Genomic DNA, 24,164 nt, shown 5'->3' with positions numbered 1-24,164 from the left:
CCAAATGTCAGCGAACCACAAGCATTAGGTTTCGTATCTCCTGATTCGGACAATAAGCTGATAGTATTTATAGATTATTCATGCCCAGATGGTTTTTCATCAGATAGTCGCCGCTATGAAGTGTCTATTAATTAAAGTGCGTGCATATAACAATCCATTCAACCTGACCCAAACTCGCTGGCTGGAGCCACTTCGTTCCCAGTATAGCCAGCTCAAACCGCCCGTAATTGGAGCGTTATACGCAAAAGATTAGAGTGACTTTTTGACATCTCGGTAAAAGTTTTCGTGTGATCCCAAGGCTATTAACTCTAAAGTTACCGTTTCATCCTCATGACTATAGCCAAGTAATGTTAGCTGTTTTACCATTTTAAATTTATAGACTCGCAAAAAATATAAATCCCCCTTTTTTTGCTCTCCCAGCATCGGGTTCTTGATAAGGTCTTGGACTGCTTTGTCCAGATCTTTCTTTTGGTTTTGATGCAGTTTTTTTACTACTTTTTTAAAGTTCTGTGTCTGAAGAACAGTGGTTATATTAGCCAAATTTATACGGCTCCAATTTTCCTGCTTCTTTTTCAGCTTTCGAAATAATCGCTTGTCTAACGAACTCATAAGGCAAATCAGGATTATCTTCCATAATTTCCCCGATCTTTGCCCAATGTTCAATTTGCTTTGGTGTAGTTCGGTGTAGCGCTTTACCAATGATTGTTGCTTTCTCTACCAAATCTTCATCTAGCCTTATGCTCGTTGTTGCCATAACATATCTCCAATTAAAGTTTTATTATTGTAGCAGTACGCATCAATTGTGGCAATCTGCGCATAGCAAACCAATCAACCGGACAAATACTCGCTGGCTGGGGCTCATTCTTCGCCAGTATAGCCAGCAAGTATTTGCCAGTTATGCGAAGCGTTATAACTAAAGGTGAAAGCTGTTGTATTTTATATTGGGTAGCTCTATAGAGGATGTGGGCGACTATCCTCAGCACCAAACAATGGGAGACAGATATGATTATGATGGAAAGTGCTCTGTCTACAATCTCTTACGTGATTTCGAATTTACCCCCAATTTTTCAGGTGCAAAAATAGAACGTAAGGCAAAGCGAACCGACTTAATTAGCTCTGTTCCTATCCCATGCAACTGCTTAATCTTTAATGACAATCTCAAAAACTTACTAGGGCAGTTTAAAATGCCCCCGCATCGCCTCTTTCAATTACCATTGAAACATAAATGGCGAACCTACTCTTATTGGTGTTTACAAATTGTAGAACCAGAGGATATATTCAGTTATTTAGACTTTTCTGAAACAAACTTTTTCGTTAAATCATTTGATACTAATAAACGACAAAAAATCAATGTTGCGAATGAGCAAGAGCTTTGTGAACTAAAACGAACGCTTTCATCAGACCAAGACCTCTATAATACGAGTTACAGGTTTAAAGAGGGTTACCTTGGGCGTTATGACTTATTTACAAATGGCTTCCTAGACATTGATATATATATTAGCGAGTCTCTTCGCAACGCCCTTGATTCGTCAAGTTTTAGTGGTGTAAGTATTGGCAAAAGTAGGTTGTTGAAGTGGTAATTTAGGTATAACAAGCCAATTAATTCGCTCACAGGTTCGCTAGGACGTCAACTCGCTGGCTGGGTCTCGTTCCTCGCCAGTATAACCAACAAGATTGCGCCGTTTAATAGGGGCGTTATGTGCTCTTAATGAAGTACGGTGTTTAATGAGGAATATGTGAGAGATTTTAAATTTTATTTGTTGGGGCTAATCTCTTTTGTGCTTGGTGGTTGGGAATTGTATTTTTCAATTCTAAATGCGAAGTCTGGTGAACCTATAAATATATTGCATGTTGTTTTCCTGGCTCTAGGCATGCTCGGCGCAGTGTTTTGCTATATGGTTCGTTTCAGGAAAGCTGCAAAGTGGTTGTTGGGAATCTTTTATCTACTTCAAACTGTTTTTATCTATAGCAAAACGTTTGTTTTCAAATTCGTTGCGAGCTTCGCGTTCCCATTTCACTATTTTATTAAGAATGAAAACGGCATCGAGCAAACTTTTAATAACCCTGTGGGCTTAGGTGTAAATCTTTTTGCCTTATTAATGTTATTTTTCGTTTATAAAGTGTTCAATGAAAAATCGAGCACATAACACGTTGTCCTAAATCGCTACAAACAACGTGCCGGGGACAAATACTCATTGGGCTTCGCCCTACAACGTTCGCATTTGACCATTGGCAAAGCGTTAGGCCTATAGAGGTTAAACATGATTTCAGAGGAAGATTGGAAACATTTCAAACGTGTTAAGGCTGATGCATTAGACAAATGCTGTCAGCAAGTTTTGGACGATGTACGTGAAGGTATCGATAATCCAGAACTTTCAAATCACGCAAAGTACCTTTATTTATATAAGTTGGTCGAAAATAGTGACAAGCGTATCGCCAACATATTCGATTACAATTCGAGGTCAAAAGCGATGTTACAACTTGCATTAATGAAATCAGATGGTCTTCTAGAAAATCTACAAATCGATGGCTTCTCAGATGAGTTGCAAAATTTTATTAATAGCCATGACTAGCTTATCTGCACGGCTTAACAATTCAACAAACTCACTCACTACGTTCGCTGAGACGCATGCACGCAGGGCAGCTTCGCCAAAGAGTAGAGCTGGTAACAACATTAAAGCGACAAGCAACCAAGATATTGGCTGACCTACACTCGTCAAATGAGCCCGTGTTAATAACAGAACATGGACAACCGTCTGCTTATTTAGTTGATGTAGATGATTACGAATTCATGCTACAACGAATGCAGGTACTCGAAGGTGTTGCTCGTGGCGAGCAAGCTATTAGAAATGGCGATACATTCTCTAATGAAGATGCAAAAGAGAAAATGAGTAAATGGCTGAAATAAAATGGACTGCTCCTGCTTTAACTGACTTAAACGAAATAGTTGAATATATTGCGTTAAGTAATTTACCTGCAGCCAAAAATTTAACACAAAAGGTGTTTGATAAAGTTACAAGACTAAAGAGTCATCCTGAATCGAGAAGGAGCCCGCTTGAATTACAAAACTTAACCTATATAGAAGTTATTGTTAATCCATGCCGAATTTTTTATAAAATAGATAATGATCTGGTTTATATACTTCATGTTATGCGGCACGAGCGTGATCTGAGAAAGTTTATGTTACGCAGCTAAATACGGCTAACAAAAACATCATGGTGGGAATATTACTCGCTGGTAAAGCGCTCCTAAAATCCCCATATGCGAAACGTTGTACGTACAAGGAAAGTTATGATTAAGCATTTTTTGATGTTGTCTGTAGTGTTTTTATCTAACGTGGCAATTGCCAAAGGAATTACGGATATTGCTGAACTTACTAAGGGTTTGGACAGTGACATACCGAAGATTTTAGAGAACCACAACGCTCCCGGCGTAGCGCTGGCATTTGTAAATGGTAACGAGATAATTGGATTCCGCTCTTATGGTTTCGCCAATATAAAGAGCAAAGCAGGAATTACCCAAAGCACTATGTTTAACGTAGGTTCTATTTCAAAACTCGTTACTGCTTGGGGAGCAATGCAACTGGTTTACGAAGGTAAAGTAGATTTAGATACCCCAATTAATCAATATCTTAAACGCTGGAAAATTCCTGAATCTGAGTTTGATGTAGAGAAAGTAACATTAAGAAATATCTTATCTCATACTTCTGGATTGTCGCTGGGCCCTTATGCAGGGTGGGATTCTCGCGAAAAACTATCATCAATTGTTGATTCGCTTAACGGACATAATAATGGTGCAGGGCCCGTTGAGCTCATCCATGCGCCCAACACCAAGTGGTCTTATTCTGGTGGTGGTTATTCAGTCGTGCAACTTTTAATTGAAGAAGTATCCGAAATGACGTTTGAAGACTATATGCAGCAAAACGTGCTCAAACCTCTAAGTATGAAAAATTCAAGCTTTAATATTACAGAAAAAGTCATGAATAAGTCGGCAACACCTTATGACGAGACTGGCAAAGTAACGGGTATGGTGTACTTCAATGAAAAAGCTGCAGCAGGGTTACAAACAACCGCTATAGATTTAGCTCGTTTTAATATGGCGGTGTTACGCAATAAGAATGGAAAGTATAACGGATCAAGGTTGTTGCCAGAAAAACTCATTGACCTCATGATTAAGCCTACTCCGAATACTAACGGGCGCTGGAGCATGAGCTATGTAATTGATGCACAAAACAATAGTTTGGGCTTTGCGGGATTTAACCGAGGCTGGATTGCGCTAACACGTTCTATAACAGACTTGAATTTTGGTTACGTCATATTAACCAACAGTAGTATTGGGGCCGTGAGCAACGAAATTGATAGCCTTATTCTTTCGACCGTTAAACACAAGTACAATTAAAGTGCGTACAACAAAGCATTTCAGCAGACAAGTTGCTGAATGCAAACGTTAGAGATAAAGGCCGCATCTGAATGCAAAAAGAGGCACCAACCAAATTGATTATTCTTTGGCAAGCGGGTGGAGTCGTTTTTGCTTGGGCCCTAACTGTATTGGGTATATTGAGCGGTTCCCTCTATGTTCCATTTGAGAATGAATTTATCAATATTAATACTGACACGGAAAGCTTCAGTTTAGCTGTTTCTATCTATATGCTTTTATCAACATTGCTTACTGTATTAACATATTCAAATTATCGAAAATTAAATCAGCATAATGATAAGTAGATTCACCTGTAACAAACCAATCAACCTGACCCAAACTCGCGGCCATTGCTCGTGCCTCGCAACGTGTAGGCCACAAGTTTTACTGGCGTTATTCGACAATCAAAAACATAGGAACTGAATATGGGCACTGAATTTAAGCCATCGATTGAACAACAAATGTTGTTTCGGGTACCTACCGCACGTGCATTCGCCGCCTTCATTGATCCCTCCATTACAACGAAATTCTGGTTTTCGCATAGTGATGGGCCTCTCGTGGAGGGTAAAACCGTCACTTGGGAATGGAGACCCTATCGACACTCCGTGGCAGTGAACGTAGTGAGTATCGAGCCAGACAAACGAATTATCATCCGCTGGGGTGACGAAATCAAAAACTCGATAGTGGAATGGAACTTCGAACCGCGTGGCGATGACGCAACGCTGGTGACCGTCAGCAATAGCGATTTCGCTGGCTTCTCCGCCGATCAACTTGTGCCAGTTGCCATAGATTCGATGGGAGGATTCTCGTTGGTGCTTGCAAATGCCAAGGCCTATTTGGAGCACGGCATCCAACTGAATTTGATATTCGACAAGGCTCCTGATGCTATTAAAAATTAACGCCAACGGTTAACGCTGGGTAACTGTGCGATGAACTGAAGCCGCAGAGGGGGACGACTTTGACACGGACTATCATATCCTGCTACTCGGTTATCGCGGACGTTATATGCCATAGTGATATCGAAGTTGAGCGATAAAAATAGTGCCGTCCTGATATCAGTAAACTAATCGGTCTTCATCTGTGCTCCGACTTGACCAATAGCCCGACAAACCATGTTACAAAGGGTCGAGTTTGCCGAACCCCTCATATGGCGATCTGCTTATCTCTTTAATATGTGAACTGGCCCTTTCTAAAATTTTTTTATCGGTGCTCTGCCAATAAAGATAGTTTTCCCACGCAGTAGTTGAAAAGGTTAGCTCCACTCAATGAGTTTCTTTTCATGGCCACGACCAGCTTCCAATTCCGCAATTGACTTTAATAACGTCCTTGCATTTTCAGGAGAGTGCAACAAATAAGTTGTTTCTTCCATTGACTGATAGTCCTCTAAAGGCACCATTACAACTGAAGGTTGCATTTTTCTTGAAATAATTACTGGAGCATGAGCATTGCAAACCAGCTCCATAGCAGTTGCCAATCGGGCCTGCACTCGCGGCTATTGCCTGTTCACGTTATGAAGCTGTTCAGATACTATAAACCGCAATGATTTGATAACGATCCTGTGCCGTTTACTAGGGGGAAACTTTGGACGGTTTGAATGTAACGAAAGTAAAGCTACTCGTCTTGGTAATCTTTAGTGTCTTTTTTATCTCGTTCATTGTCATCTCAAATGAGGCGAGAAAAGAAATTTACTACCTTTGCGGAAATTTCGGTAAAGGCGATTCACTGTCGAATGTTACAAGGCAATTGAATACGGTAAATTTATCTAATTATCAAGCCTATAGAGTGGGGGCTAACAAGAAAATTGTGCATAGTAGTCTATTCAATTTTCATGTTTTTAAATGCACTATTAACTTCGATACAGATGAAAAGGTAACGTCAGCGGTTTATAGCGGGTAACCAAAATTGACATTGGAATAAGTTTATTCTTTCGATAATGACTCTCATCTGTTTTTAATGAATATTTTTCTGGGCTCGCGCTGACCCATTATTTGCTTGTCATTGGTTAGAATAGATTGTTGATTTTGCCCCAAACGGGAATTGTTTTACTTACCTTATGGATTTGGACAGTTTTATTCTTATCAGTGTATTTTGTATCTTAAACTCGCTAGGGGTCGTTCCTGGCCATTTTAGCCACCAAATTTATCTCGTTTTCAAGGAGCGAATGTGAATAACACGATTTTGTTGAAATTTTTAAATATGCCTTTGTTTGTATTGTTGTTAGCCGGTTGTCAAACTACCGTGGCTGATTACAACTCCCCCCAAATTTATACTAATGATTCAGACGCGGTGGAGATGTGGATGAATGATGATGGCGTGAATAGTGCGGTAGTGCTTAAACTAAATGGTCAAGAAGCGTGGCAAAGAAAGCCGATGCAAGGAGCGGCTATGTCGGTAGTTCTACCAAGCGGTAGTAACGATATATCCATACGCATGATCTATCAGGAGTTCATGGAGTTCCCCTTAGAACAGGTTGTAAATATTAAGGTCGAGTTAGCCCCTCAATTTAAATATATATTTGTGTCTAACTACGATGAACATGAAAAGTCTTTTACTTATCGCTTAGAAAAAATTGCTCGTGAGGCAGAATGCAAATATGGCCCAACAAATTTCAAGCGCATTGTTACGGGAAAATTGTCTTGTCGACATTCCGGTTCGGTATATAGCTTCAACTAACGAAATGTTGATAGGGTCGAAAACGGTAGGGATGCTAAGCGCCTGGCTAGCGCAGCTTATTAGAGCCACAATAAAATAAGGAGTAGGGATATGCTATTGATCGCAGCGCTAATTTTGGTTTTGATCGCAGTGGCTCATTCGTATCTCGGTGAGAGATATATACTCATGAGGTTGTTTCGGCGAGACAATATCCCGTATTTGTTTGGAAGCGACCATTTCACAAAAGGGACGCTGCGTTTTTGTTGGCATACTATGTCAGTGGCGGCTCTGGGTTTTGCGGCAATATTGTTTAATCACTCGGCAGAAGACGCTTTTAACCTGTATGTGATTGGTACTGTGTTTTTGATAGGTGCGCTACTCTCAATCTTCTACACTCGGGGTATGCACTTGTCGTGGATCGCATTTTTGGTTGTTAGCGGAATCTGTTTTTTTGAAGCATGGCGCGTATAAAAAACCATTAAACGGCATGGCTGTCGCTGGCTGGAAATTGCATAGCTCAACAAATGTTATGGATTAAAAGGAATTGTATGGAAAAGAATAATCACCTCATAATAGCGGGTTACTTGAGCTTTCTGGCCTCATTACTACATATTAGTTGTATCTTCGGTGGTCCTGATTGGTATCGCTTTTTTGGTGCGGGGGAAAGAATGGCTCAGCTTGCGGCGGCAGGTGACGCCTACCCCACCATAGCAACACTGGTCATTGCCGCTATCTTAGCGGTCTGGGGGCTTTATGCGCTCTCAGGAGCGGGTGTCATTTTAAAGTTACCTCTTCTTAAAACCGGCTTGGTTTTAATCACGGCTATTTACTTAGTTCGCGGTGTAGCAGGCTTAATAGTTCCCTTTGTCACATCAGATCCGATAGTGCATCAAAACTCAATCACGTTTTGGATAGTAAGCTCTTTAATTTGTAGTATTTTTGGCATCTACTATATGCTTGGTACTCGGAAACTTTGGCTCTAAATGTTGCTGTGTAGCGCGTAATCAGTCTTTAACGCGCCGGCAGCTGCCTGCTTTGTTTTTATAAGAGTCAGCTGCCCTATGTTGTTTATTCGGCGTCATTGTTGCGAGAAATACCAGAATTGGAGTAAAGATGGAAATCACCATTGATATCGATATAGAGGCAAGCCTAAATGACGTTTGGCATGTATGGACGACGCCCGAAGAAATTACCCATTGGAACTTTGCATCGGACGAATGGTGTTGTCCGACGGCGAAGATTCATCTTGTCGAGGGAGGGAAATTCAATTATCGAATGGAAGCCAAAGACGGTTCGATGGGATTTGACTTTGAAGGACAATTTACCAAGATAGAATTATGTAAATCCATCCACTACAAAATGGACGATGACCGACACGTTAAGGTTGAATTTAGGAATATCGCAAAAGGGACAAAGGTTGTCGAAACTTTTGAGGCTGAAAGCGAGCATTCTGCCGAACAGCAACGTCAAGGTTGGCTATGCATTTTAGCGAACTTTAAGCAGCGCGTTGAGTCAAAAGGTGAAGAAAAGAGCGCTTAAAGAAGTTATTTAAACAACGTCAGTCCTGTTTTTGAAGAGCTTTGCGCCACGGGTTTGAGGGTGTTATTTAATCTGAGGAAGTGTAATTGAATATCATTTTTGTGTTTCTTATTTTTTTAGTGATCTGGGTTTTACCTATTCTTTTAATCGCAAAGTCTAACCGAACAAGTGGCGGAGAGAAGGCTGCGTGGATCTTGCTTATAATTTTCGTGTCTTGGTTGGCATGGATATTTTATCTTCTGCTTGCTCCGCTGAAATCAGATGTTGATAACCGTCTTTAGACGTTAAGTTCAACTGCCGAAGGTATGTATTCTTTGCCGCTGTCTTGCTGTCTAACTTTTAGCGCTAAGGATCTTAGAAGTGGTGAAACCCTGTTTACTCAATGCAAATTGAGAATGGATAAAAGTAGAATTTACTATGCATCATTATAGCGGTCATTGTCTTTGTAAACGGGTTTCTGTGCAGTTAAGTTTGCCTAAGCCTATCGAACACTATTCAGCTAGAAACTGTGATTGTGATTATTGCCTCGCAAAAGGGGCGTCTTACCTATCGGATCCCGCGTCTAAATTAGAAATACACTCAGGTGTTGAGCTTAAACGAGAATCACAAGGCTCTGGTCAAGCCGATTTTTTAGTGTGCCCAAGCTGTAATATTCTGATAGCGGTAACTGTGGCTGTAAACAATGAGCTCAAAGGCTCGGTGAATGCTAACGTATTGGAGGATAGAAGCAGATTGTTAGCGGCTAAGAATGTATCGCCTAAACACTTCAGCGCACAACAAAAGCTTAGTCGTTGGAAGGAACTTTGGTCTATAGTAACTTTGGATGAGGCTTGCACAACTTAACGCCTGAATGTGTCTTTTATTGTAATTTTGCCAACACTAGCTGAGCAGCTACTTTGTAAAAAGTAAACAGACTATTGGTTAATTAGCGGCTAGTGCGCCATAACTGCTGTAGTATCGATCTTTTCGCCACTATCTGTAGGCAACGGTAGAAAACCGAACCGCTGCGAATTAGTCATGGAATAATCTGGTTGGCCGTAAGATAAACTATAAAAAGCAAATTTCACACGTCTTATTTTTTGTTCATATGGAGTTAACAATGAAAAACATAATATTAACTAGCGCAATGATGTTGGCGCTGTTCACCTCATTTTCACAGGCGCAACAATCACCTAATTTTTTATACGATAGTTTAAGTGACAAATTATCCGATCAGCTAAAAGCAACGTTAAAGGTAATGAATGATCCTGAGATTGTCGCCGCTAATGCCGCATATATAAAAAGCCTTTACGATGCCCTGATCAAGCAAGGTTTCACTAAAGAAGAGGCGTTGACCTTAGTCTCAGCTTCCCTATCAGCACAGAAAAATCACTGAGTTGTTTGGCGGCACTTTGGTTGTTGGTGGTCTGCTAATTTACGCTACCATTTCAGGTTGGCCGCAAAGCAATTGCGGCACATAGCGTTTTGTCATTGTACTTACTAAGTAAGTGTTGAACAGCTAACAAGGCGATGAGTTAAAGTATGAAATGTGGAAAGTTACATAAAACACTGACAACACTGACGTTCAGTATATTGCTGAGTGCATTTGTTGGTGGCTGCGTCGTGCTGCCGCAAAAAGACCTTTCAGAAACAGTGGAATGTGGTCTTTCTAGCGATAGAAAGGTATTGAGGGTGGTGAATCTCACTGATGGTGATACCAGTTTTTATCGTTGGAGCGATGAGCTGGTGGCGTTTATTACAATCCCAGCCTCGGCGATTGTGTCGGGCACTTATGTACTGGTTAATAATATCTATCACACAGCTGAGAAGACCATTAAGTGCGGCAATACGGCTGCAGTGTCGAGCACACAAACCAAGCCAAACGTGCAAAACGCCACAGAGGATAATATTGAACCCAATAAACCATAAAAAACTGCTCAACAGCAAATGGACAGCGGTGGTGACGCAAAACAAAGAAAAGCATTTCATGATCACCGATGTGGAATTTGATGAGCTGGGTAAAGTCGTCGCTTGTACTATGGAGGCGATTATCAGTAAGCGCGAGTTTTGCTTATCGTGGCGCGATCTAAAAGACAGTGAAAAATGGCGTCAGGGTTGGAAGTAGTGATTGCTCAGATGACTCTATTGACGAAAAAATCAGGCGAAATAACACCAATCTTAACTAGGCGAAAACGTGGAATTTAAACCTAAAATTTTAGACGAAAACCAACTGTTTGAGGTGGCGTCTGTGTGCTTCTTTAAGCGCTTAGACAGTATTAAAGCCGAGAATGAAGCTGAGTACAGCCAGTTTCTAGCTGGCTACAGCGAAAACGTGATCCAAGTGCATTTATCACAAATATCCTATTCCAAGAACTATGAAGTAAAGGATCTGTTTTACTTCGACAAATCATCAGAATTTCATTTTTACGTGCAACTTTACATCTTTGTAGAGGGCAATGACCAAGAGCGAGTGCTTTTAGGAACCTATACGCTGATGCTCAATGAGTCACTTGAGCCGGTCGATGATTTTATTCATTAGTCATTTGGCAGTAATCAATCGCTAACAACAAACCAATATTTACAACGTATACGACTATGCAGCGTATTATTTGATAGGTTTTTATCGTCGAGAGTTTACCCCAAGGACAAGCTAATTTATGCTAAAGGCATGAGTCATCATTGCTGATCTCTAAGATCTACCATCAGCGCGATACGCGAGATTTGGTTTGCAAAGAAAAAAACATCTGACATTTTTAGCTGAAACTGTACTGGGATTTTTGCCCGTGGTTAGCCTCTGGATCATCGGCATAGACGCTGGGTTTATGGCGGGCATGGAGATGATCGCCAAAGGTAGCATGCTCGGCTATTTCATTATTTTTGGTATCATTCTCGGTGCCGTGGGAGTATGGGGATTGTTCCAGATTTTACTCAAACTGATATTTCCTGATGCGTATGATGACAGTATATCGTTTTATCGATTTCACCTAATGTGCGGCAGTGTCGGGTTTTTGCTTTGCGGGGTTTTCTTTGTGGTTACTTATCCCACTATTGCTCTTTTTTGTCCGTTGCCATTAGCCGTTGCATATTATTTATATAACAAGTGTCGTAAGTTTGAGCAGCTTAATTATTTGTAAGCGGTTACCATGTCGTTCAAAAAGCGGGTAATGATTTACCTGGGTCCGGGCATTGAATCGCGTTTTGCGATGATCAGTTTGGATTGCATTACGTGTAACAAAGCATAAAGGTCAATATGAGTCAGCCATCTCCTTCACAAAATAACGCCCCTGCGAGTAAGTCGACGAAAAAACTACCACCGAACGTGCGGGTGATGATCGGCATAGTCGCGTCGCCTACTTTATTGGTGATCGCTTTTTGTGTGTATGCACTTTTGTATGGAAATTGGCAGGACCCTGGGGTGGGCGGGATCATTTTCTCACTGTTGGGGGTGTTTGCTTACTACTTGGTGATATTTGGTCGTTTACCGCGCTGGTTTAATTTCAAGTAGCGCTGTGCGCAAAGCACGGTGGAGCCCAACCGCTGCTGTGTTCAGACATTCAACACTTGGGTATAAATTGCTCGATGTTTTTTTGCATCGCATTAAAGACCGTGATGAGCGGTTGCGTGTCGACATTGAAAAGGTGTTGTAAGGCGTGAGATGTGGCTTCAATGGTCGATAAACTGTGAGCCAATTGAGATTTACGAACACGATAGTCAGCCTTTGGAAGTTGCTCAAAATGCCAGCTAGGTAGACTGTGTAACCACGGGTTTAATTGCCACATTTTATGCGCTTTTCGCCAAGTGGCGTCAATCAATATTAATGTATCGGGCGGTGTGAAGTCTGCCCGCTGTTTAGCACTTTCCAATGCCATACTATGTTGATGCGGATACAAGACGCCAGCATTAATGTTTTGCTGTTTGATGGTCTCTTGCAACACGTTGAAATCCTCTGCGCTTTCTCCCACCATTAGCTCACAGTCAGGCACACAGAGTTTGATCAATCGAGCGGTGTTTTTAGCGTGCTTAGTTTCAAGTGGATGTTGCAGCACGACGAGCTTAACGGGGATGGTCAAAGGCGAGATAGCATGACACAAGCAGATCGTCATAGGATAGTGACAGCGTGAACAAATAGTGCGTTTGGTCATCTTTATTTATTAAACTTTATCAGGGAATAAAACAAGTCGGTCAAATTTCAACAATAAATACTTCTCGATAGCATACTATATTTTATACTTTCTCTTTCATTCAAATGGCATTAAAGCATGGGCGTTATCGCCAAAAAACAAGGGCGATTTTGTACGAAATGGCTGACTGTGACTGGCAAATTCAACGCCATTAGTTACAAAATGCTGGTGCTCAATGGCATGGCTTCTCTTAGGTTCAGGTTTCTAACCTTGTTGATAGTATTTTGATCCCACAGAAAAACATTCAATAATGCGTTGGGCTTAGTTAATATGATTCGCTGCGCCTAACTATAGCTGATAACCTAATGCACAATGACCATAGCGCTAGAGGTTTGTTGCTCGAACCTTTAAAAGAATACGGAAATAAAACATGGCCTTTAATGACAATGTTGAAGTGATTTCACCTCAGTTTGATACCGGTCGCAGCGACGCAATCGCCGCGGCAGAAGCAAAGAAACTGCAAAAACAGAAATGGTGGGTACTACTTGGTACATTTACCCTAGTGATGGTTGGCTTACTCATCTGGGTTTGGTCCCGTGCGCCTATTTTTCAAAGCCAGGCTATTTTGCACTTTAGTTACGCCCAGCAGATTAGCGAAGAGCAAGCGGCCGTCCCACAAGAGCAAATTACCTTAAACAGCCAACGACTCACCAGTTATCGCGTGTTGGAAACACTCAGTGCGCGCTTAGATCAAGAAGAAAGCATGCTGTTCACCCCAGAAGAGTTGTCAAAGTTATTGTCTACTCAAGAGCAGCTAGAAAGTCGTATTATCAACCTTTACGCCACCGGCTCACAGGCGGACATTCTGCAACCTGTGTTGACTCATTGGGTGGCGGTGTATTTAGAATCTTTAGCTCAAGAAACCGTTGAAACAACCGAGCAAGATCTTGATTTAGGGCAGCAAAAACTCATTGCGCTTGAGGCGAAAATACTTGAACAGCGACAGCTGGTGGAGCAATACGGCGAAGATAATAATATCATTTCGATGGAACGAGATGAGAATCGAGCCCTGACTAAAATCAAAGCAATGGGCGCATCTTTGGATGAGGCCGAAGCCAAACAGGCCGAGGCAACTGCAACCTTAAGCAGTGTAAAACAAAGTATTGAAAATGGTGAAATCGTTACGCATCCCGAGGACAAAGTTCGACTTGATACCTTGCGTAGTCGCATTGGCGATATTGAGTCTGAAATGGTGCAGCTGGCGCGCCGCTATACGGCAGAATATATGAATCTGGATCCCGATGTGGTGAATAAAAAACGTGTTCTGGAGGAATTAAAAGCGCGTTACCAAACCGTGCAATTAGAGAGTCAACAACGCTTCTTAGAAGATTTACAACGCACGGTTGTGGCGTCTTTTGAAAAACAAAAACAATTGGAAGTTCAGCTCGATGAACTGGGTCGAGAAGCACAAAACTTCAACCAAAAGCTTGAAGAATATGGGCGCCAGACTCGTTCATTAAAACAACTTCAAGAACAAGCACAAGCCTTAAAAGACCAACTGGTTGAGACTGAAGTACAAAAACCTTTTCAAGCTAAAATCAACGTATTGGAAGAGCCGTTTGTTCCCACCTACCCTATTTCGCCGCACTATTGGCGCGATACAGCAATAGCCACGGGTATTGCATTGCTAGTAAGTTTGTTGGCCTTACTGATATTTAGTTTTATTAATCGTCAACGTCAAACAGGGCCAACCATGACCAGTTATAACGTGGTTCCCCCGTCAAGCGGTTTGACGTTAGAGCAGCAGATGGCTCACCAAGCACTTGAGCAGCAAAAAGTGGCGATGTTAGAAAAACAACAAGCGCCGCTGCAATTGGCGCAAGCCGAGCCTGCTAAAGCAGCAAGACTACTTAGTAATATGGAATGTGAAGCCTTGTTCAAGGTCGCCAACCGAGACGGTAAAGTCGCTATGTCGTTCATTATGGCCGGGGTGAGCCCAGAAGAAATGTTGCAAATCCAAGTCGGCGATATCGATGTGGCGGCGGAGTTATTGCTGCTTGCTGGTGATTATCCTCGATCTGTGCCGCTTAGCCCATTGTGCATTGACCATATTGTTGCGATGACGGCGAACAAAGATCCTCAAAGCGATTTCTGGGCCCAACGTTTGGATGTTGAGCAGTTCGACCAGATGATGATCAACATGGCGCACGATGCTGGACTTGCTTACCCTGAGCAGTTCTCGTTGGCTGCATTGCGCCACACTTACCTGACCTATTTAGTGAGCATGGGCGCGCGTCTCAATGATCTCGAACAGGTAGCAGGCTATGTTAGCCCTGGCGAGCTTAGCCTCTATCGACAGGTCAATCGTCGTGGTGAGCCGGTTAATATTGAAGATCTCAATACCCAATACCCATTAGCGTGACCGATGAATTCAGATCACTATCACCGGATCTGGAAAACCGTACAAAGTGTGCCATCTGGAAAAGTCGCAAGTTATGGACAAATTGCCGATCTGGCGGGCTTGCCAGGAAGGGCGCGCTTAGTCGGCAAAGCCCTTGGCTATGTGCCTGACAACATGCAAGTACCCTGGTATCGAATCTTGCGCTCCGACGGTAAAATCGCCTTCCCTGCGGGCAGTGAAGATGCGGTTCGTCAAATCGGATTGTTGCAACAAGAAGATATCGTGGTGCTCAACCACAGAGTCAAATTAGCGCAGTTTCAATGGCAGCCGGATTTGGCTGAATTACTATTTAAACTTGAGTACTAAATGGTTGAAATTGTCGACATTTCCATGCGAAAAGTTGCTAATGACTTGTGCAAGCAAAGCGGATCGTTTATTTTTGACGTTACTGTGATTTAACTGGGTTAATTTTCGTGTTTAAAGAAATTTCAATCAATGAATTGAAGCCAGGCATGTTTGTTCAAAGCATTGTTGAGCAACGTGGAAAGATGAAAATTAAGAGTCAAGGGAAAGTCACCAAACAAGCCGTTATCGATCAGATGCGTAGTAAAGGGATTTTAAAACTGCTCATTGATCCAAGCAAAGAGTTCATCCCCGAGTCTCAAGCCGCAGCTGAGCCAGAAGCGCCAATCGCAGAGCCTGAACCTGAAAATACACCCCCAGAACCTGAAATCGAAAGAGACGAAAAAGTTGCTTTTGAAGATGAAGTTTCGGTCGCTAAAAAATTACATGATCAAGGCAAGCTAGCGCAAAAGCGTATGTTCAACGCTGTCTCCAGAGGGTTACCCGTCGATCTGAAAATGCCGAAAGAATTCACCGAGCAGCTGGTAGGATCGATTGATAGAAACCCCAATGCGTTGATGTGTTTAACTAAAATACGTGAAAAAGATACCTACCTTCTTGAGCACTCACTGAATGTGGCCGTGTTATTAGCAAATTTTGCCAAATACCTAGGTATGGCAGAAGAAGAAGTACAAGAGCTTGCACTCGCTGGCTTTTTGCATGATATAGGTAAAATTAAGATCCCCGATGAGATATTGCATAAACCTGGTCGTTTGACGGATCCAGAAATGAACATCATGCGCGACCATGTTTTTCACGGTGTATGCACGCTCGAAGATATGGGCTTGCCAGAGCATATCGTTCGCACTATGTCAGAACATCACGAACGCCTCGACGGTTATGGCTATCCTGAGGGATTACGTGGCGATGAAATCAGTTTGTACGGACGCATGATAGCGATTGTCGACACTTATGATGCCATTACCGCCGATCGTGTTTACAAAGCAGGTATGTCATCGCAAAAAGCGCTGAAAATATTGATCGGCGACTCGCCCACAATGTATGACTTAGAGTTAGTGCAAAAATTTGTTAAATGTGTGGGCGTTTACCCTGTTGGTAGTCTGGTGATGCTCTCTAATGAGCACATCGGAATGGTGACTAAGTTAAATTACGAATCACCTACCCGACCACGGGTTAAGGTGTTCTACTCGGCACGCAACGAAACCTATTTACCAATCAAAGATGTTGATTTGAAAAACAGCCAAACCAAAGTTGAAAAAGGCGTCACACCGGCCGAATTCGGTCTGGATTTTAATCGCTTCTTTAGAGAGCGAATCGCAATATAATTAACCAGCGTTACGCTTAGTTAACTTTGATTTGCGTTGCGTAAGATTTCTCGCATCTGATCGTCGGTTATATGTGACGGACAAATCCCCAAGCCTATCAATTCATTTTTAACGTTTTCGACCGATTTATCTTCGACTAAATCATGACGTTTTTTCAAAAACTGAGTGAGCTTTTGTTGTAATTTTCGCGTTAAACAAGACATTTTCAACCCTTATACTGCAAGGAAAGCGACTATTTAAAAGTGAAAGATTTCATCACCGTTATTGTTCAATAGTTAATAGAGCATAAATCAAACCACAATTTCAATATTCAATAAAAACAACAAGATAGCCAATTTTGCTTACTGCTGATTTGACCGCTAGTGTCAAAATAGCTGACAGTTTTTGTCAGATTTACGTGGCTATGTGTTGCCACTACAAAGGGCAATGCGGTGCTGAGAACTCGACTAGCAAAAATCGCTCACTGTCTGGGAGTTGGACCTAAACCATTAAGCCAGTCTAGATATGCTTGGTCGATTTGGGACTTTTGTCCGTTTTGATCCAGTTCGTTTAATGCTTGATTAAACTGTTTGATGATCACTTCGGCTGAAGGGATTTTTTTGGATACGATAAAGTGCAGCGGTATTTGCCCGACCTCTTCTTGTAAAATACGCACTTCATCTGAAGAGCCAAATCGAGCTTTCAATTGTGGCTCAGTAAAGTAGCCATTGATAAAACCAAAATCACTCCAGCGTTTAAGCACTTTATTGGCACAGCCAATGGCGTTTTTCGCTCTGCTGATGGTAAATTCATAGTCAGCAAAAAAACGTTCTGACCATGAATCCATGACGTAGCCATAGGGTAAGCACAAGGACTTTTTATTTAACGACGGCAAGTCCGTAATATCACTTTTGGCAGCCACATAAATGCGCACAGGAACGGTGTTTATCGGCTCGGAAAAATAGAATTCGTTTGCTCTGGCTTTCGAGTGGACGTAGGGAAAAGTGCCAATGTATTGCCCTTCTAACGCCCATTGATAACCACGCTGCCAAGGTAAAGATTCTATTTCTATGGGGTGTTTCATCTGATTAAAGACGGCAACAACAATAGCTTGTGACCACCCCCCCTTAAGTGCACTGCTGCTTGCAAAGGGAAAATAGTTATCGCCTGTAACGAGTGAATATGGGGGCTGATCTTCTGCCGCGGCAAGTGATATCGCCAATGACCAACACCATGTTGACAAGAACAACAGCTTACCTAAATGCGTCTTGAGCAAGCGCTTCACTCTAAAAGCCAATCGAAATCCTTATATTTGATAGAACGCAGATACTAATCTAAGTAATCAGAAACGCTGCTATCTGATAACTTTAGAGCAGAAAATGAGAAAGACCAAACGGCAATTGCTTTTATTTTTAGATAGTTATGAATTGATGACAGTTCTTCGATGTTAGCCTTGAGCGCGTTTAATCCAGTTTAATAATGATCTAGCAAGTAACTCGAGATTTACTTAATTAGTGATTTTTAATTCTCAGCAACTTGTGCTAGTAACTTTCGTGCCATCTAACCCAAGTGGAGCATCACCTGCGTGGCGACTCAGTATGTGTTAATTTGCAGTCCTTTTTATGAATATTCTTATCTACACTTGCACTAAACAACGCGACTAATTGAAGAGTTTTATTGTATGTACTAAATGCTAATACACTTTTAGTAGAATTGAGCTTTTGATGGTTTTCCCATCTGACAGATTAAATTCAACGATTTGCCGAGAAACTGATAATTGAACGCATCCATGCTAAAGCGCCAGATAAAAACCAGAGTTAATTGATGCTTTAAAAGTTAACGCAATTTTTAATTCGACGGAAATTTATCAACAATATCTGAGGCCAGTAATTTATATTCTATTATTCAGGTAGTTACTGCAACCATTTAAGTTTAGTGCACCGACTTTTCAAATGTCAGATCTAAAAGTAAATTATCTTTAAGTTCAGATACAGTCAGATATAAAGCAGGCATTTCACTGTAATTTGCCATCGTCAATTTCAATATGGTTTTATTGTGAAGTTCAGTGACTTTCTGTTTATCGCTGTAATCTTGCAGAGACATTCTATAAACGGTTTTACCGTCATTGGTATAATAGAAATAGCTTTTATCCGCAGTCCACTTAATTGTAGAGGTGTCACTAAAAGACCCAATGTCAGTGCTTTCCCCAGTTTCTACGTTCATCAGCTGAATTTGTTCTTTGTCATCAAACAACAGTAATTGTTGTTGATCAATCATTTCGGCAGATTTGATAAGAGAGTTGGTTATCTTCACCAGATTTCTGCCTTCTAAATCATAAAACCAGCTGTTTTGCTGCCCTCGCTCGCTGTAGGTTAAAAGTAGTTTATTAAGTAACGGCCAAGAGGCGCTTTTTACCACACCGTCAAACTTAATATTATCCATTAATGTATAGTTATCTAAACTATAGATAAGTAATTCATGAGGCCTGGAGACAAGCAACATTTTATCGTCTGGTGAGACTTCAATTCCGGTTAAATCGGTAAAGGAAAGAGACAGCACTTTTTTACGCGCACCATCAACTAAACGCCATATGCTTTTAGAATTTTTGCCTACAACATAAACCCCAGCATCTTGAAAATGAAACGGTGCGATATAGGTTTCATGCATATCAGTATTTGAATAGCTGGAAACAGCAAAGTCAGGTGATGATAAATCTAACTTTAAGATATTAGTATCCAAATAATCCGTTGCAACAACAGCTCTACTGTTGTTAACCATTTGCAAGCCAAAAGTATTGTCAAACGCATAATCGGACTCGACTTTTTGGCTCGCCACTTGCTGAGTGTTAAAAGAATAGGTATTAACCTTTTTGTCCTTCACATTTAGCCAAGATATAGAGTCATCAGAGCGATTCCAGCTAATGGAATTAATATAATAATTAAGTTCCAAAATTTCGCTTTGATCGCTGCCATCAATGTTGGCTAAAAATACCTTTGTACCTAAGGCATGTGACCTCAAAAAGACCACTTTATCTTCATTATTGGATATTTTGAGGTAATAATCACCGTAGGTGGAAATATTAGGAGAGGAGACCTGAAATTCATTACCTGTTATAAGGTCTCGAGATACAATTGCGGATAAGTCTTTCCGGCCTCTGTAATTATACTTGGTATATAGCAAAGAAGTACCGTCTGTGGTGGCATCGGCACTAATGATCTCGTCTGATTGACAATCAAAGAGCTTTTCATGAGCTGCGTCGGTAACGTTTTTAGCTAAATTTACCTTCCAAATCTCGCAAATTGGCTGATCGCTTAACTGAATTAGCTGATAAAAAAGCTCATCTTTACCAGACCAGCCAATTGGGAAGATATCCGCTTTGTTTTCCGCGACTTTAAACTCTTTAAGTGTATCTAGATCTTTAATGTAAAGATCAATTCCACTGGCATTTGCATCGCGAAATGAATAGGCAAGGTAATTAAAACTTTTCGATATTTGAGGAGTAAAAGAGGTTCCCTTTTTCCATGATAGTAAAGTGCTAGCAGCCGTTATAGTGCCAATTTTTTCAACTTCTGAAGTTACAGGCGTTAATCGATAATAGGAGGCAACTGCCACAGAAAAAACAAGCAGTAAGCCAGCTAATATTGGTACTTTTATTTTAAAGTGAGGCGTTTTACGGGGTAATTTTTTAGGTACTGTAAGTTCAGGTTTTTCTTCACTTACTTGATTTGATTCAGTTACTTCGAGCTTCTTAGTATCAAAATAAATTATATTTACATCAAGTGAAAAGCTATATCCTTTTCTATAGTGAGTCTTTATGACTTGCGATCGTTGTTTTTCTGATTTTAAGACTTTACGCAGTTCAGATATCGCTCTGTTTATCGCGTTATCATCAACATACGTCTGCTTCCATACCTCCTCTACCAACTCTTGGCGGGATACGATCCTATCATTATGTTTAATGAAATACGTAAGTAAACTAAACAGGAGAGGTTCTAACTCTCTTAGTATGCTTCCATCGCTTATAGTTTGATATTTAGGTGATAACTTCCAATGACCTAATGTGACTTCTTTAACTTTTCTAGAAAAGCTCACTTCACTTTCGTCAATAAAATCCATTATATAGCTCTTTCCGAATACTTTCAGAGTGATTTTTCATACAAGGTAAGGATATCTGTTAGAGCAGATTAAATCCCACAATTACGACTGATAGACATTTATAAACGAAGCGCAACGTTTATAAAAGTCTTTTATCCTATTAAAGTCATTTTAAAAATCATATCGAACGAAAAGGATTTTTTTTGCGTTAGTAAACACCTTGGTTTTAGGTTACTAAAAGCGCATTAAATTAGAAGGGAGGTGATGCTGGAGTGTGCGATAGGCAAAATAATGCGCCTCCACATAGGAAGGCGCAACTTGTTTGTCAGCTAATCAATCTATTAAAACGCCTGATCGATTGGAAAGCCACCTTCTTCACCTAACGCCATAGTTGAGGCGATAGGGGGGAATGGCTGCGGAATACAACCGCCGGTTTCATTAATTCCAAAGGTGATAGCTTGGTATACGCCGCCGGTGACTTCTTTGGTGTTTTCTTGCTTCAATGAAAATGGGTGCATTGTTTTATCCTTATTACATGTTAATAGTTGGTTGTGTGCTTTCCCGCCAGAATGCACGGTTTGTTTTTTTAATATTGGTTAATTAGAACTTTTGGTCGATTGGAAAACCACCTTCTTCTCCCAAAGCCAAGGTTGTGGCTTGAGGAGGAAAAGGGAATGGCTGCGGAATACAACCGCCGGTTTCATCAATTCCTAAGGTGACAACTTGGTATACGCCGCCGGTAACTTCTTTCGTGTTTTCTTGCTTCAATGAAAATGGGTGCATTGTTTTATCCTTATTACATGTTAATGGTTGGTTGTGTGCTTTCCCGCCAGAAAGCACGGTTTATTTTTAATAATGGTCAATTAAAAATTTTGATCGATTGGAAAACCACCTTCTTCACCTAGTGCCATGGTTGAGGCGATAGGAGGAAAGGGCTTTGGCTGCGGTATGCAACCGCCGGTTTCATTAATTCCATACGTAATCGATTGCATTACGCCACCGGTGACTTCTTTAGTGCTTTCTTGCTTCAATGAAAATGGATGCATTATTTTTTTCCTTATTACATGTTAATGGTTGGTTGTGCACTTTCCCGCCAGAAAGTACGGTTGATACTTATAGTATTTGGGTAATTAAAACGTTCGGTCGATTGGAAAACCACCTTCTTCACCTAAGGCCATCGTTGTCTCTGTTGGAGGAAAGTTAGGTGGTATAATGCCACCCCCAGCCTCAGTGCATCCTATGGTTACCGGCTGCAAAGCGCCGCCGGTAACTTCTTTGGTAGTTTCTTGCTTCAATGAAAATGGATGCATTGTTTTTTCCTTATTACATGTTAATGGTTGGTTGTGCACTTTCCCGCCAGAAAGTGCATGAGTTAAATTTAATTTCAGTCTTCACCAGCAAACTATTTAGCAAGCCTGTTTAATCTTTACTTGCTGTTGAGGATTTAACGTTTTTAACTTGCTATTTTGCGTCATCATATCTATTAAATATTCGCTGATAGGAATACCTGAGCGATGTTGAAAGCCAAGAAACATCGGTGATGGATTTGCTTCCAAGAAATAATAATTGCCGTGTTTATCTCGTCGCCAATCTATTGCAGTCCAATTAAGATGCAGTTCTTTGGCAATCTGCCTAGATTGTTCTTGGATATGATGTGGCGTATCCAGAGTAATAATCTCCATATCCTGATCCTCTCTGAAATCTGCACAATCACTGCGTAATTCAGCTGAGATGACTTTATTGCCAATGACATAGGTTCTGATATTGGTGCCTTCAATATATTCTTGAACCGTGATGGGTGCCTTAGACAGTGCCTGTGAAACTCGGCTTGATTCCAAATGCTCATCCGTCAGTATTTCAGTTTGTGCCCCGCCAAAGACGGGTTTGAATATACTTTTTTCAACATTTTGGTAAGCCGATTTAATCTGTTCGATATCATTCCCCACGAGAGTATTGGGAATAAGCACACCGAGTTGTTTGACTTTCCATAGTTGAAGAGGCTTTTCTTGATGGTGTTGAAATGCCTTCCAGCTATTCGCCCAAAGCGTATTGTTGTTCAATTCAAACCATGTTCGAATACACGCCATGCTGTCACGAGCCGCAATATCGTCTTGCGTGGTAAAGTTTTCTCTCGTTGATTCATCACTGACGCCACAAAAGTTACGCCAATACACCGATTGAATATCATTGAGGTTCAACCTAGTACCATCCTTCAAAACTATGCTGCCATCCCCGTTTGAGGGCGAAAATGCTAATTGTACTTTCCGTGGAAAATCATGCGTTTCAAGTAAATGAACTTCATGCCCTTTTCGTTTCATCTCTTCCATCATATAGATTGCATGCTGGTCTTTATGGTGACCTAATACGATATGTTGCATTTTCGCCCTCCTTACATTTGGGTTAGTAAATTGAATCACTATCGAATAGATTCAATTCGCCAGGTTGTCCTTCCAACAATGAACAAAGTGAGTCCGTTTCCAGATATTCGTTGCTTGATCCAGATATAGAGTCAATAAAATCCATCGTGATGCTTTTTTTAAGCAATGAGTCTAGAGATTCGTTGCTATAAGTTTGTCTAGCCATAACCGTTGTCCTTCTTGTTTAAAGTGGCGATTCAATGACACACTTAACCTAATGAACTACAACTTGATGAATCATCACTTCACTTTGCTACTGATTAATGTTTGTCGAATTCAACTTACTTGCTCGTTTCGACGGGAATAATCATTCATCAAAAACGAACAAAAATCAAAACCGCACAAAAAACTAAAATAACTATCAATATCAACAGTTTATTGCGAAATGTTATTGCGTGATAATATGCTGGTTGCGGTTATATATGGATTGATAAGAGAACAATAAATGTACATTTAAGGGCTGCCCTCATATGTAGACTTTTTACGAGGTTTAATACTCAAACTACTTTTACAATATTTCAAATGAGACCGTTTTGGATGAAATGCGGATGGCCATCAGCAACTTCATTGAATGATTTGTTGTAAGACTGACACCAATTTATTTTCAAAAGAGGGGCTACTCGGCTGGATATGGTCACCGAAGTATAGAAGGTCGTGAACTGGTTGCGTTTGATCTTCTGTTTATTGTTCTTTGCGACTTACTGCGTGGGTTAATTAGACGAGTTGCCCTTGGTTAATTAATGCCATTTCAATCACCTAGCCACAAATAATGAGAACCACGCTTCAACGTTAAAGCGAACCTAGTAAAAAGAATGGTCAATATCGAATGAATTAAGACGGCCTGGTTTGGTTGCATTGGTTAATTTAGGGCAAAAAA

36 protein-coding genes are annotated in these 24,164 nt (G+C 41.0%); 22 read left to right on the top strand and 14 right to left on the bottom strand.

All coding sequences use genetic code 11. The annotated features are described in order from the left end of the window. Positions 1–249 precede the first annotated feature (249 nt). Together ABD036_RS07010 and ABD036_RS07005 are read right to left on the bottom strand one after the other, a co-directional pair. Positions 250–540, bottom strand: coding sequence for a type II toxin-antitoxin system RelE/ParE family toxin (locus ABD036_RS07010; protein ID WP_343857969.1), 291 nt, complete (start codon positions 538–540; stop codon positions 250–252). Beyond that, entirely contained in the window at positions 533–754 is a 222-nt protein-coding gene (locus ABD036_RS07005) for a TA system antitoxin ParD family protein (RefSeq protein ID WP_343857967.1), read from the bottom strand. The genes ABD036_RS07010 and ABD036_RS07005 overlap by 8 nt, the downstream gene beginning before the upstream one ends. A gap of 175 nt (positions 755–929) precedes the next feature. Between ABD036_RS07005 and ABD036_RS07000 the strand changes: the two genes are divergently transcribed. The 8 genes from ABD036_RS07000 to ABD036_RS06965 all read left to right on the top strand — a co-directional run bounded on the left by ABD036_RS07000 (position 930) and on the right by ABD036_RS06965 (position 5,315). After that, on the top strand, positions 930–1,580 hold the full coding sequence (locus ABD036_RS07000) for a hypothetical protein (protein WP_343857965.1): 651 nt from the start codon (positions 930–932) through the stop codon (positions 1,578–1,580). Positions 1,581–1,736: 156 nt separating this feature from the next. Next, entirely contained in the window at positions 1,737–2,147 is a 411-nt protein-coding gene (locus tag ABD036_RS06995; protein WP_343857963.1) for a hypothetical protein, read from the top strand. Between the two features lie 114 nt (positions 2,148–2,261). After that, the gene (locus ABD036_RS06990) at positions 2,262–2,573 is read left to right on the top strand and encodes a hypothetical protein (protein WP_343857961.1); all 312 of its coding nucleotides are present in this window, start codon (positions 2,262–2,264) and stop codon (positions 2,571–2,573) included. Positions 2,574–2,629: 56 nt separating this feature from the next. Then, positions 2,630–2,908, top strand: a complete 279-nt coding sequence (locus tag ABD036_RS06985) for a type II toxin-antitoxin system Phd/YefM family antitoxin (protein WP_343857958.1) — start codon at positions 2,630–2,632, stop codon at positions 2,906–2,908. Further along, positions 2,896–3,195 (top strand): type II toxin-antitoxin system RelE/ParE family toxin, encoded by a 300-nt coding sequence (locus tag ABD036_RS06980; protein WP_343857956.1) that lies wholly within the window; start codon positions 2,896–2,898, stop codon positions 3,193–3,195. Before ABD036_RS06985 ends, ABD036_RS06980 begins: the two co-directional genes overlap by 13 nt. Before the next feature lie 96 nt (positions 3,196–3,291). Then, positions 3,292–4,398, top strand: coding sequence for a serine hydrolase domain-containing protein (locus ABD036_RS06975; RefSeq protein WP_343857953.1), 1,107 nt, complete (start codon positions 3,292–3,294; stop codon positions 4,396–4,398). Between the two features lie 71 nt (positions 4,399–4,469). Beyond that, entirely contained in the window at positions 4,470–4,721 is a 252-nt protein-coding gene (locus ABD036_RS06970; RefSeq protein ID WP_343857950.1) for a hypothetical protein, read from the top strand. Positions 4,722–4,841: 120 nt separating this feature from the next. Beyond that, a complete protein-coding gene (locus ABD036_RS06965) occupies positions 4,842–5,315 on the top strand; it encodes an SRPBCC family protein (protein ID WP_343857948.1) in 474 nt (157 codons plus the stop codon). A 216-nt stretch (positions 5,316–5,531) separates the two neighbouring features. On the opposite strand, the gene ABD036_RS06960 is transcribed toward ABD036_RS06965, so the two are convergent. Both ABD036_RS06960 and ABD036_RS06955 read right to left on the bottom strand, forming a co-directional pair. Then, positions 5,532–5,678, bottom strand: a complete 147-nt coding sequence (locus ABD036_RS06960; RefSeq protein WP_425542550.1) for a type II toxin-antitoxin system YoeB family toxin — start codon at positions 5,676–5,678, stop codon at positions 5,532–5,534. After that, positions 5,669–5,890 (bottom strand): type II toxin-antitoxin system Phd/YefM family antitoxin, encoded by a 222-nt coding sequence (locus ABD036_RS06955; protein WP_343857946.1) that lies wholly within the window; start codon positions 5,888–5,890, stop codon positions 5,669–5,671. Before ABD036_RS06955 ends, ABD036_RS06960 begins: the two co-directional genes overlap by 10 nt. Before the next feature lie 689 nt (positions 5,891–6,579). Here ABD036_RS06955 and ABD036_RS06950 point away from each other — a divergent pair. The 11 genes from ABD036_RS06950 (at position 6,580) to ABD036_RS06900 (ending at position 12,091) form a co-directional block, all read left to right on the top strand. Further along, complete coding sequence (locus ABD036_RS06950; protein WP_343857944.1) at positions 6,580–7,089, top strand: hypothetical protein; 510 nt, start codon at positions 6,580–6,582, stop codon at positions 7,087–7,089. 90 nt (positions 7,090–7,179) lie between these two features. Then, positions 7,180–7,539, top strand: coding sequence for a hypothetical protein (locus tag ABD036_RS06945; protein ID WP_343857941.1), 360 nt, complete (start codon positions 7,180–7,182; stop codon positions 7,537–7,539). 77 nt (positions 7,540–7,616) lie between these two features. Next, positions 7,617–8,051, top strand: a complete 435-nt coding sequence (locus ABD036_RS06940; RefSeq protein ID WP_343857939.1) for a hypothetical protein — start codon at positions 7,617–7,619, stop codon at positions 8,049–8,051. Positions 8,052–8,181: 130 nt separating this feature from the next. Next, entirely contained in the window at positions 8,182–8,607 is a 426-nt protein-coding gene (locus tag ABD036_RS06935) for an SRPBCC domain-containing protein (RefSeq protein ID WP_343857938.1), read from the top strand. 417 nt (positions 8,608–9,024) lie between these two features. Then, on the top strand, positions 9,025–9,450 hold the full coding sequence (locus tag ABD036_RS06930; RefSeq protein WP_343857936.1) for a GFA family protein: 426 nt from the start codon (positions 9,025–9,027) through the stop codon (positions 9,448–9,450). 256 nt (positions 9,451–9,706) lie between these two features. Next, on the top strand, positions 9,707–9,982 hold the full coding sequence (locus tag ABD036_RS06925) for a hypothetical protein (RefSeq protein ID WP_343857934.1): 276 nt from the start codon (positions 9,707–9,709) through the stop codon (positions 9,980–9,982). A gap of 146 nt (positions 9,983–10,128) precedes the next feature. Beyond that, complete coding sequence (locus tag ABD036_RS06920) at positions 10,129–10,515, top strand: hypothetical protein (protein ID WP_343857932.1); 387 nt, start codon at positions 10,129–10,131, stop codon at positions 10,513–10,515. Beyond that, positions 10,496–10,711 (top strand): TIGR02450 family Trp-rich protein, encoded by a 216-nt coding sequence (locus ABD036_RS06915; RefSeq protein ID WP_343857930.1) that lies wholly within the window; start codon positions 10,496–10,498, stop codon positions 10,709–10,711. Before ABD036_RS06920 ends, ABD036_RS06915 begins: the two co-directional genes overlap by 20 nt. A gap of 69 nt (positions 10,712–10,780) precedes the next feature. Continuing rightward, complete coding sequence (locus ABD036_RS06910) at positions 10,781–11,125, top strand: hypothetical protein (RefSeq protein ID WP_343857928.1); 345 nt, start codon at positions 10,781–10,783, stop codon at positions 11,123–11,125. A 187-nt stretch (positions 11,126–11,312) separates the two neighbouring features. After that, positions 11,313–11,720: a hypothetical protein gene (locus ABD036_RS06905; RefSeq protein ID WP_343857926.1), complete on the top strand. Its 408-nt coding sequence runs from the start codon at positions 11,313–11,315 to the stop codon at positions 11,718–11,720. A gap of 116 nt (positions 11,721–11,836) precedes the next feature. After that, complete coding sequence (locus tag ABD036_RS06900) at positions 11,837–12,091, top strand: hypothetical protein (protein WP_343857924.1); 255 nt, start codon at positions 11,837–11,839, stop codon at positions 12,089–12,091. Positions 12,092–12,140: 49 nt separating this feature from the next. Here ABD036_RS06900 and ABD036_RS06895 read toward each other — a convergent pair whose 3' ends face one another. Continuing rightward, positions 12,141–12,728, bottom strand: a complete 588-nt coding sequence (locus ABD036_RS06895) for a tRNA-uridine aminocarboxypropyltransferase (protein WP_343857922.1) — start codon at positions 12,726–12,728, stop codon at positions 12,141–12,143. 409 nt (positions 12,729–13,137) lie between these two features. Here ABD036_RS06895 and ABD036_RS06890 point away from each other — a divergent pair, with 409 nt between their 5' ends. From ABD036_RS06890 to ABD036_RS06880, 3 genes are all read left to right on the top strand, one after another. Next, a complete protein-coding gene (locus tag ABD036_RS06890; protein WP_343857921.1) occupies positions 13,138–15,129 on the top strand; it encodes a hypothetical protein in 1,992 nt (663 codons plus the stop codon). 3 nt (positions 15,130–15,132) lie between these two features. Then, positions 15,133–15,474 carry an MGMT family protein gene (locus ABD036_RS06885; protein WP_343857920.1) on the top strand — a complete coding sequence of 114 codons (342 nt, stop codon included), beginning with the start codon at positions 15,133–15,135 and terminating at the stop codon, positions 15,472–15,474. Between the two features lie 107 nt (positions 15,475–15,581). Beyond that, complete coding sequence (locus ABD036_RS06880; protein ID WP_343857919.1) at positions 15,582–16,796, top strand: cyclic di-GMP phosphodiesterase; 1,215 nt, start codon at positions 15,582–15,584, stop codon at positions 16,794–16,796. Positions 16,797–16,816: 20 nt separating this feature from the next. Here the strand turns inward: ABD036_RS06880 and ABD036_RS06875 are convergent, their stop codons facing one another. From ABD036_RS06875 to ABD036_RS06835, 9 genes are all read right to left on the bottom strand, one after another. Next, positions 16,817–16,999, bottom strand: a complete 183-nt coding sequence (locus tag ABD036_RS06875; RefSeq protein ID WP_343857917.1) for a hypothetical protein — start codon at positions 16,997–16,999, stop codon at positions 16,817–16,819. Between the two features lie 257 nt (positions 17,000–17,256). Further along, complete coding sequence (locus ABD036_RS06870; RefSeq protein ID WP_343857916.1) at positions 17,257–18,072, bottom strand: substrate-binding periplasmic protein; 816 nt, start codon at positions 18,070–18,072, stop codon at positions 17,257–17,259. A 635-nt stretch (positions 18,073–18,707) separates the two neighbouring features. After that, entirely contained in the window at positions 18,708–20,891 is a 2,184-nt protein-coding gene (locus tag ABD036_RS06865) for a winged helix-turn-helix domain-containing protein (protein ID WP_343857914.1), read from the bottom strand. Positions 20,892–21,211: 320 nt separating this feature from the next. Then, on the bottom strand, positions 21,212–21,388 hold the full coding sequence (locus ABD036_RS06860; protein WP_343857912.1) for a hypothetical protein: 177 nt from the start codon (positions 21,386–21,388) through the stop codon (positions 21,212–21,214). A gap of 82 nt (positions 21,389–21,470) precedes the next feature. After that, complete coding sequence (locus ABD036_RS06855; RefSeq protein WP_343857910.1) at positions 21,471–21,653, bottom strand: hypothetical protein; 183 nt, start codon at positions 21,651–21,653, stop codon at positions 21,471–21,473. An 80-nt stretch (positions 21,654–21,733) separates the two neighbouring features. After that, positions 21,734–21,916, bottom strand: coding sequence for a hypothetical protein (locus ABD036_RS06850; RefSeq protein ID WP_343857909.1), 183 nt, complete (start codon positions 21,914–21,916; stop codon positions 21,734–21,736). Positions 21,917–22,000: 84 nt separating this feature from the next. After that, entirely contained in the window at positions 22,001–22,180 is a 180-nt protein-coding gene (locus ABD036_RS06845) for a hypothetical protein (protein WP_343857907.1), read from the bottom strand. Between the two features lie 96 nt (positions 22,181–22,276). After that, positions 22,277–23,248, bottom strand: coding sequence for an ATP-grasp domain-containing protein (locus ABD036_RS06840; protein ID WP_343857905.1), 972 nt, complete (start codon positions 23,246–23,248; stop codon positions 22,277–22,279). Positions 23,249–23,270: 22 nt separating this feature from the next. Continuing rightward, positions 23,271–23,453, bottom strand: coding sequence for a hypothetical protein (locus ABD036_RS06835; protein ID WP_343857902.1), 183 nt, complete (start codon positions 23,451–23,453; stop codon positions 23,271–23,273). Positions 23,454–24,164 lie beyond the last annotated feature (711 nt).

The sequence above is a fragment of the Aliiglaciecola litoralis genome (assembly GCF_039523355.1).
In the GTDB taxonomy this organism is placed as follows: Bacteria; Pseudomonadota; Gammaproteobacteria; order Enterobacterales; family Alteromonadaceae; genus Aliiglaciecola; species Aliiglaciecola litoralis.
This window is presented reverse-complemented; position numbering and strand designations above follow the sequence as displayed.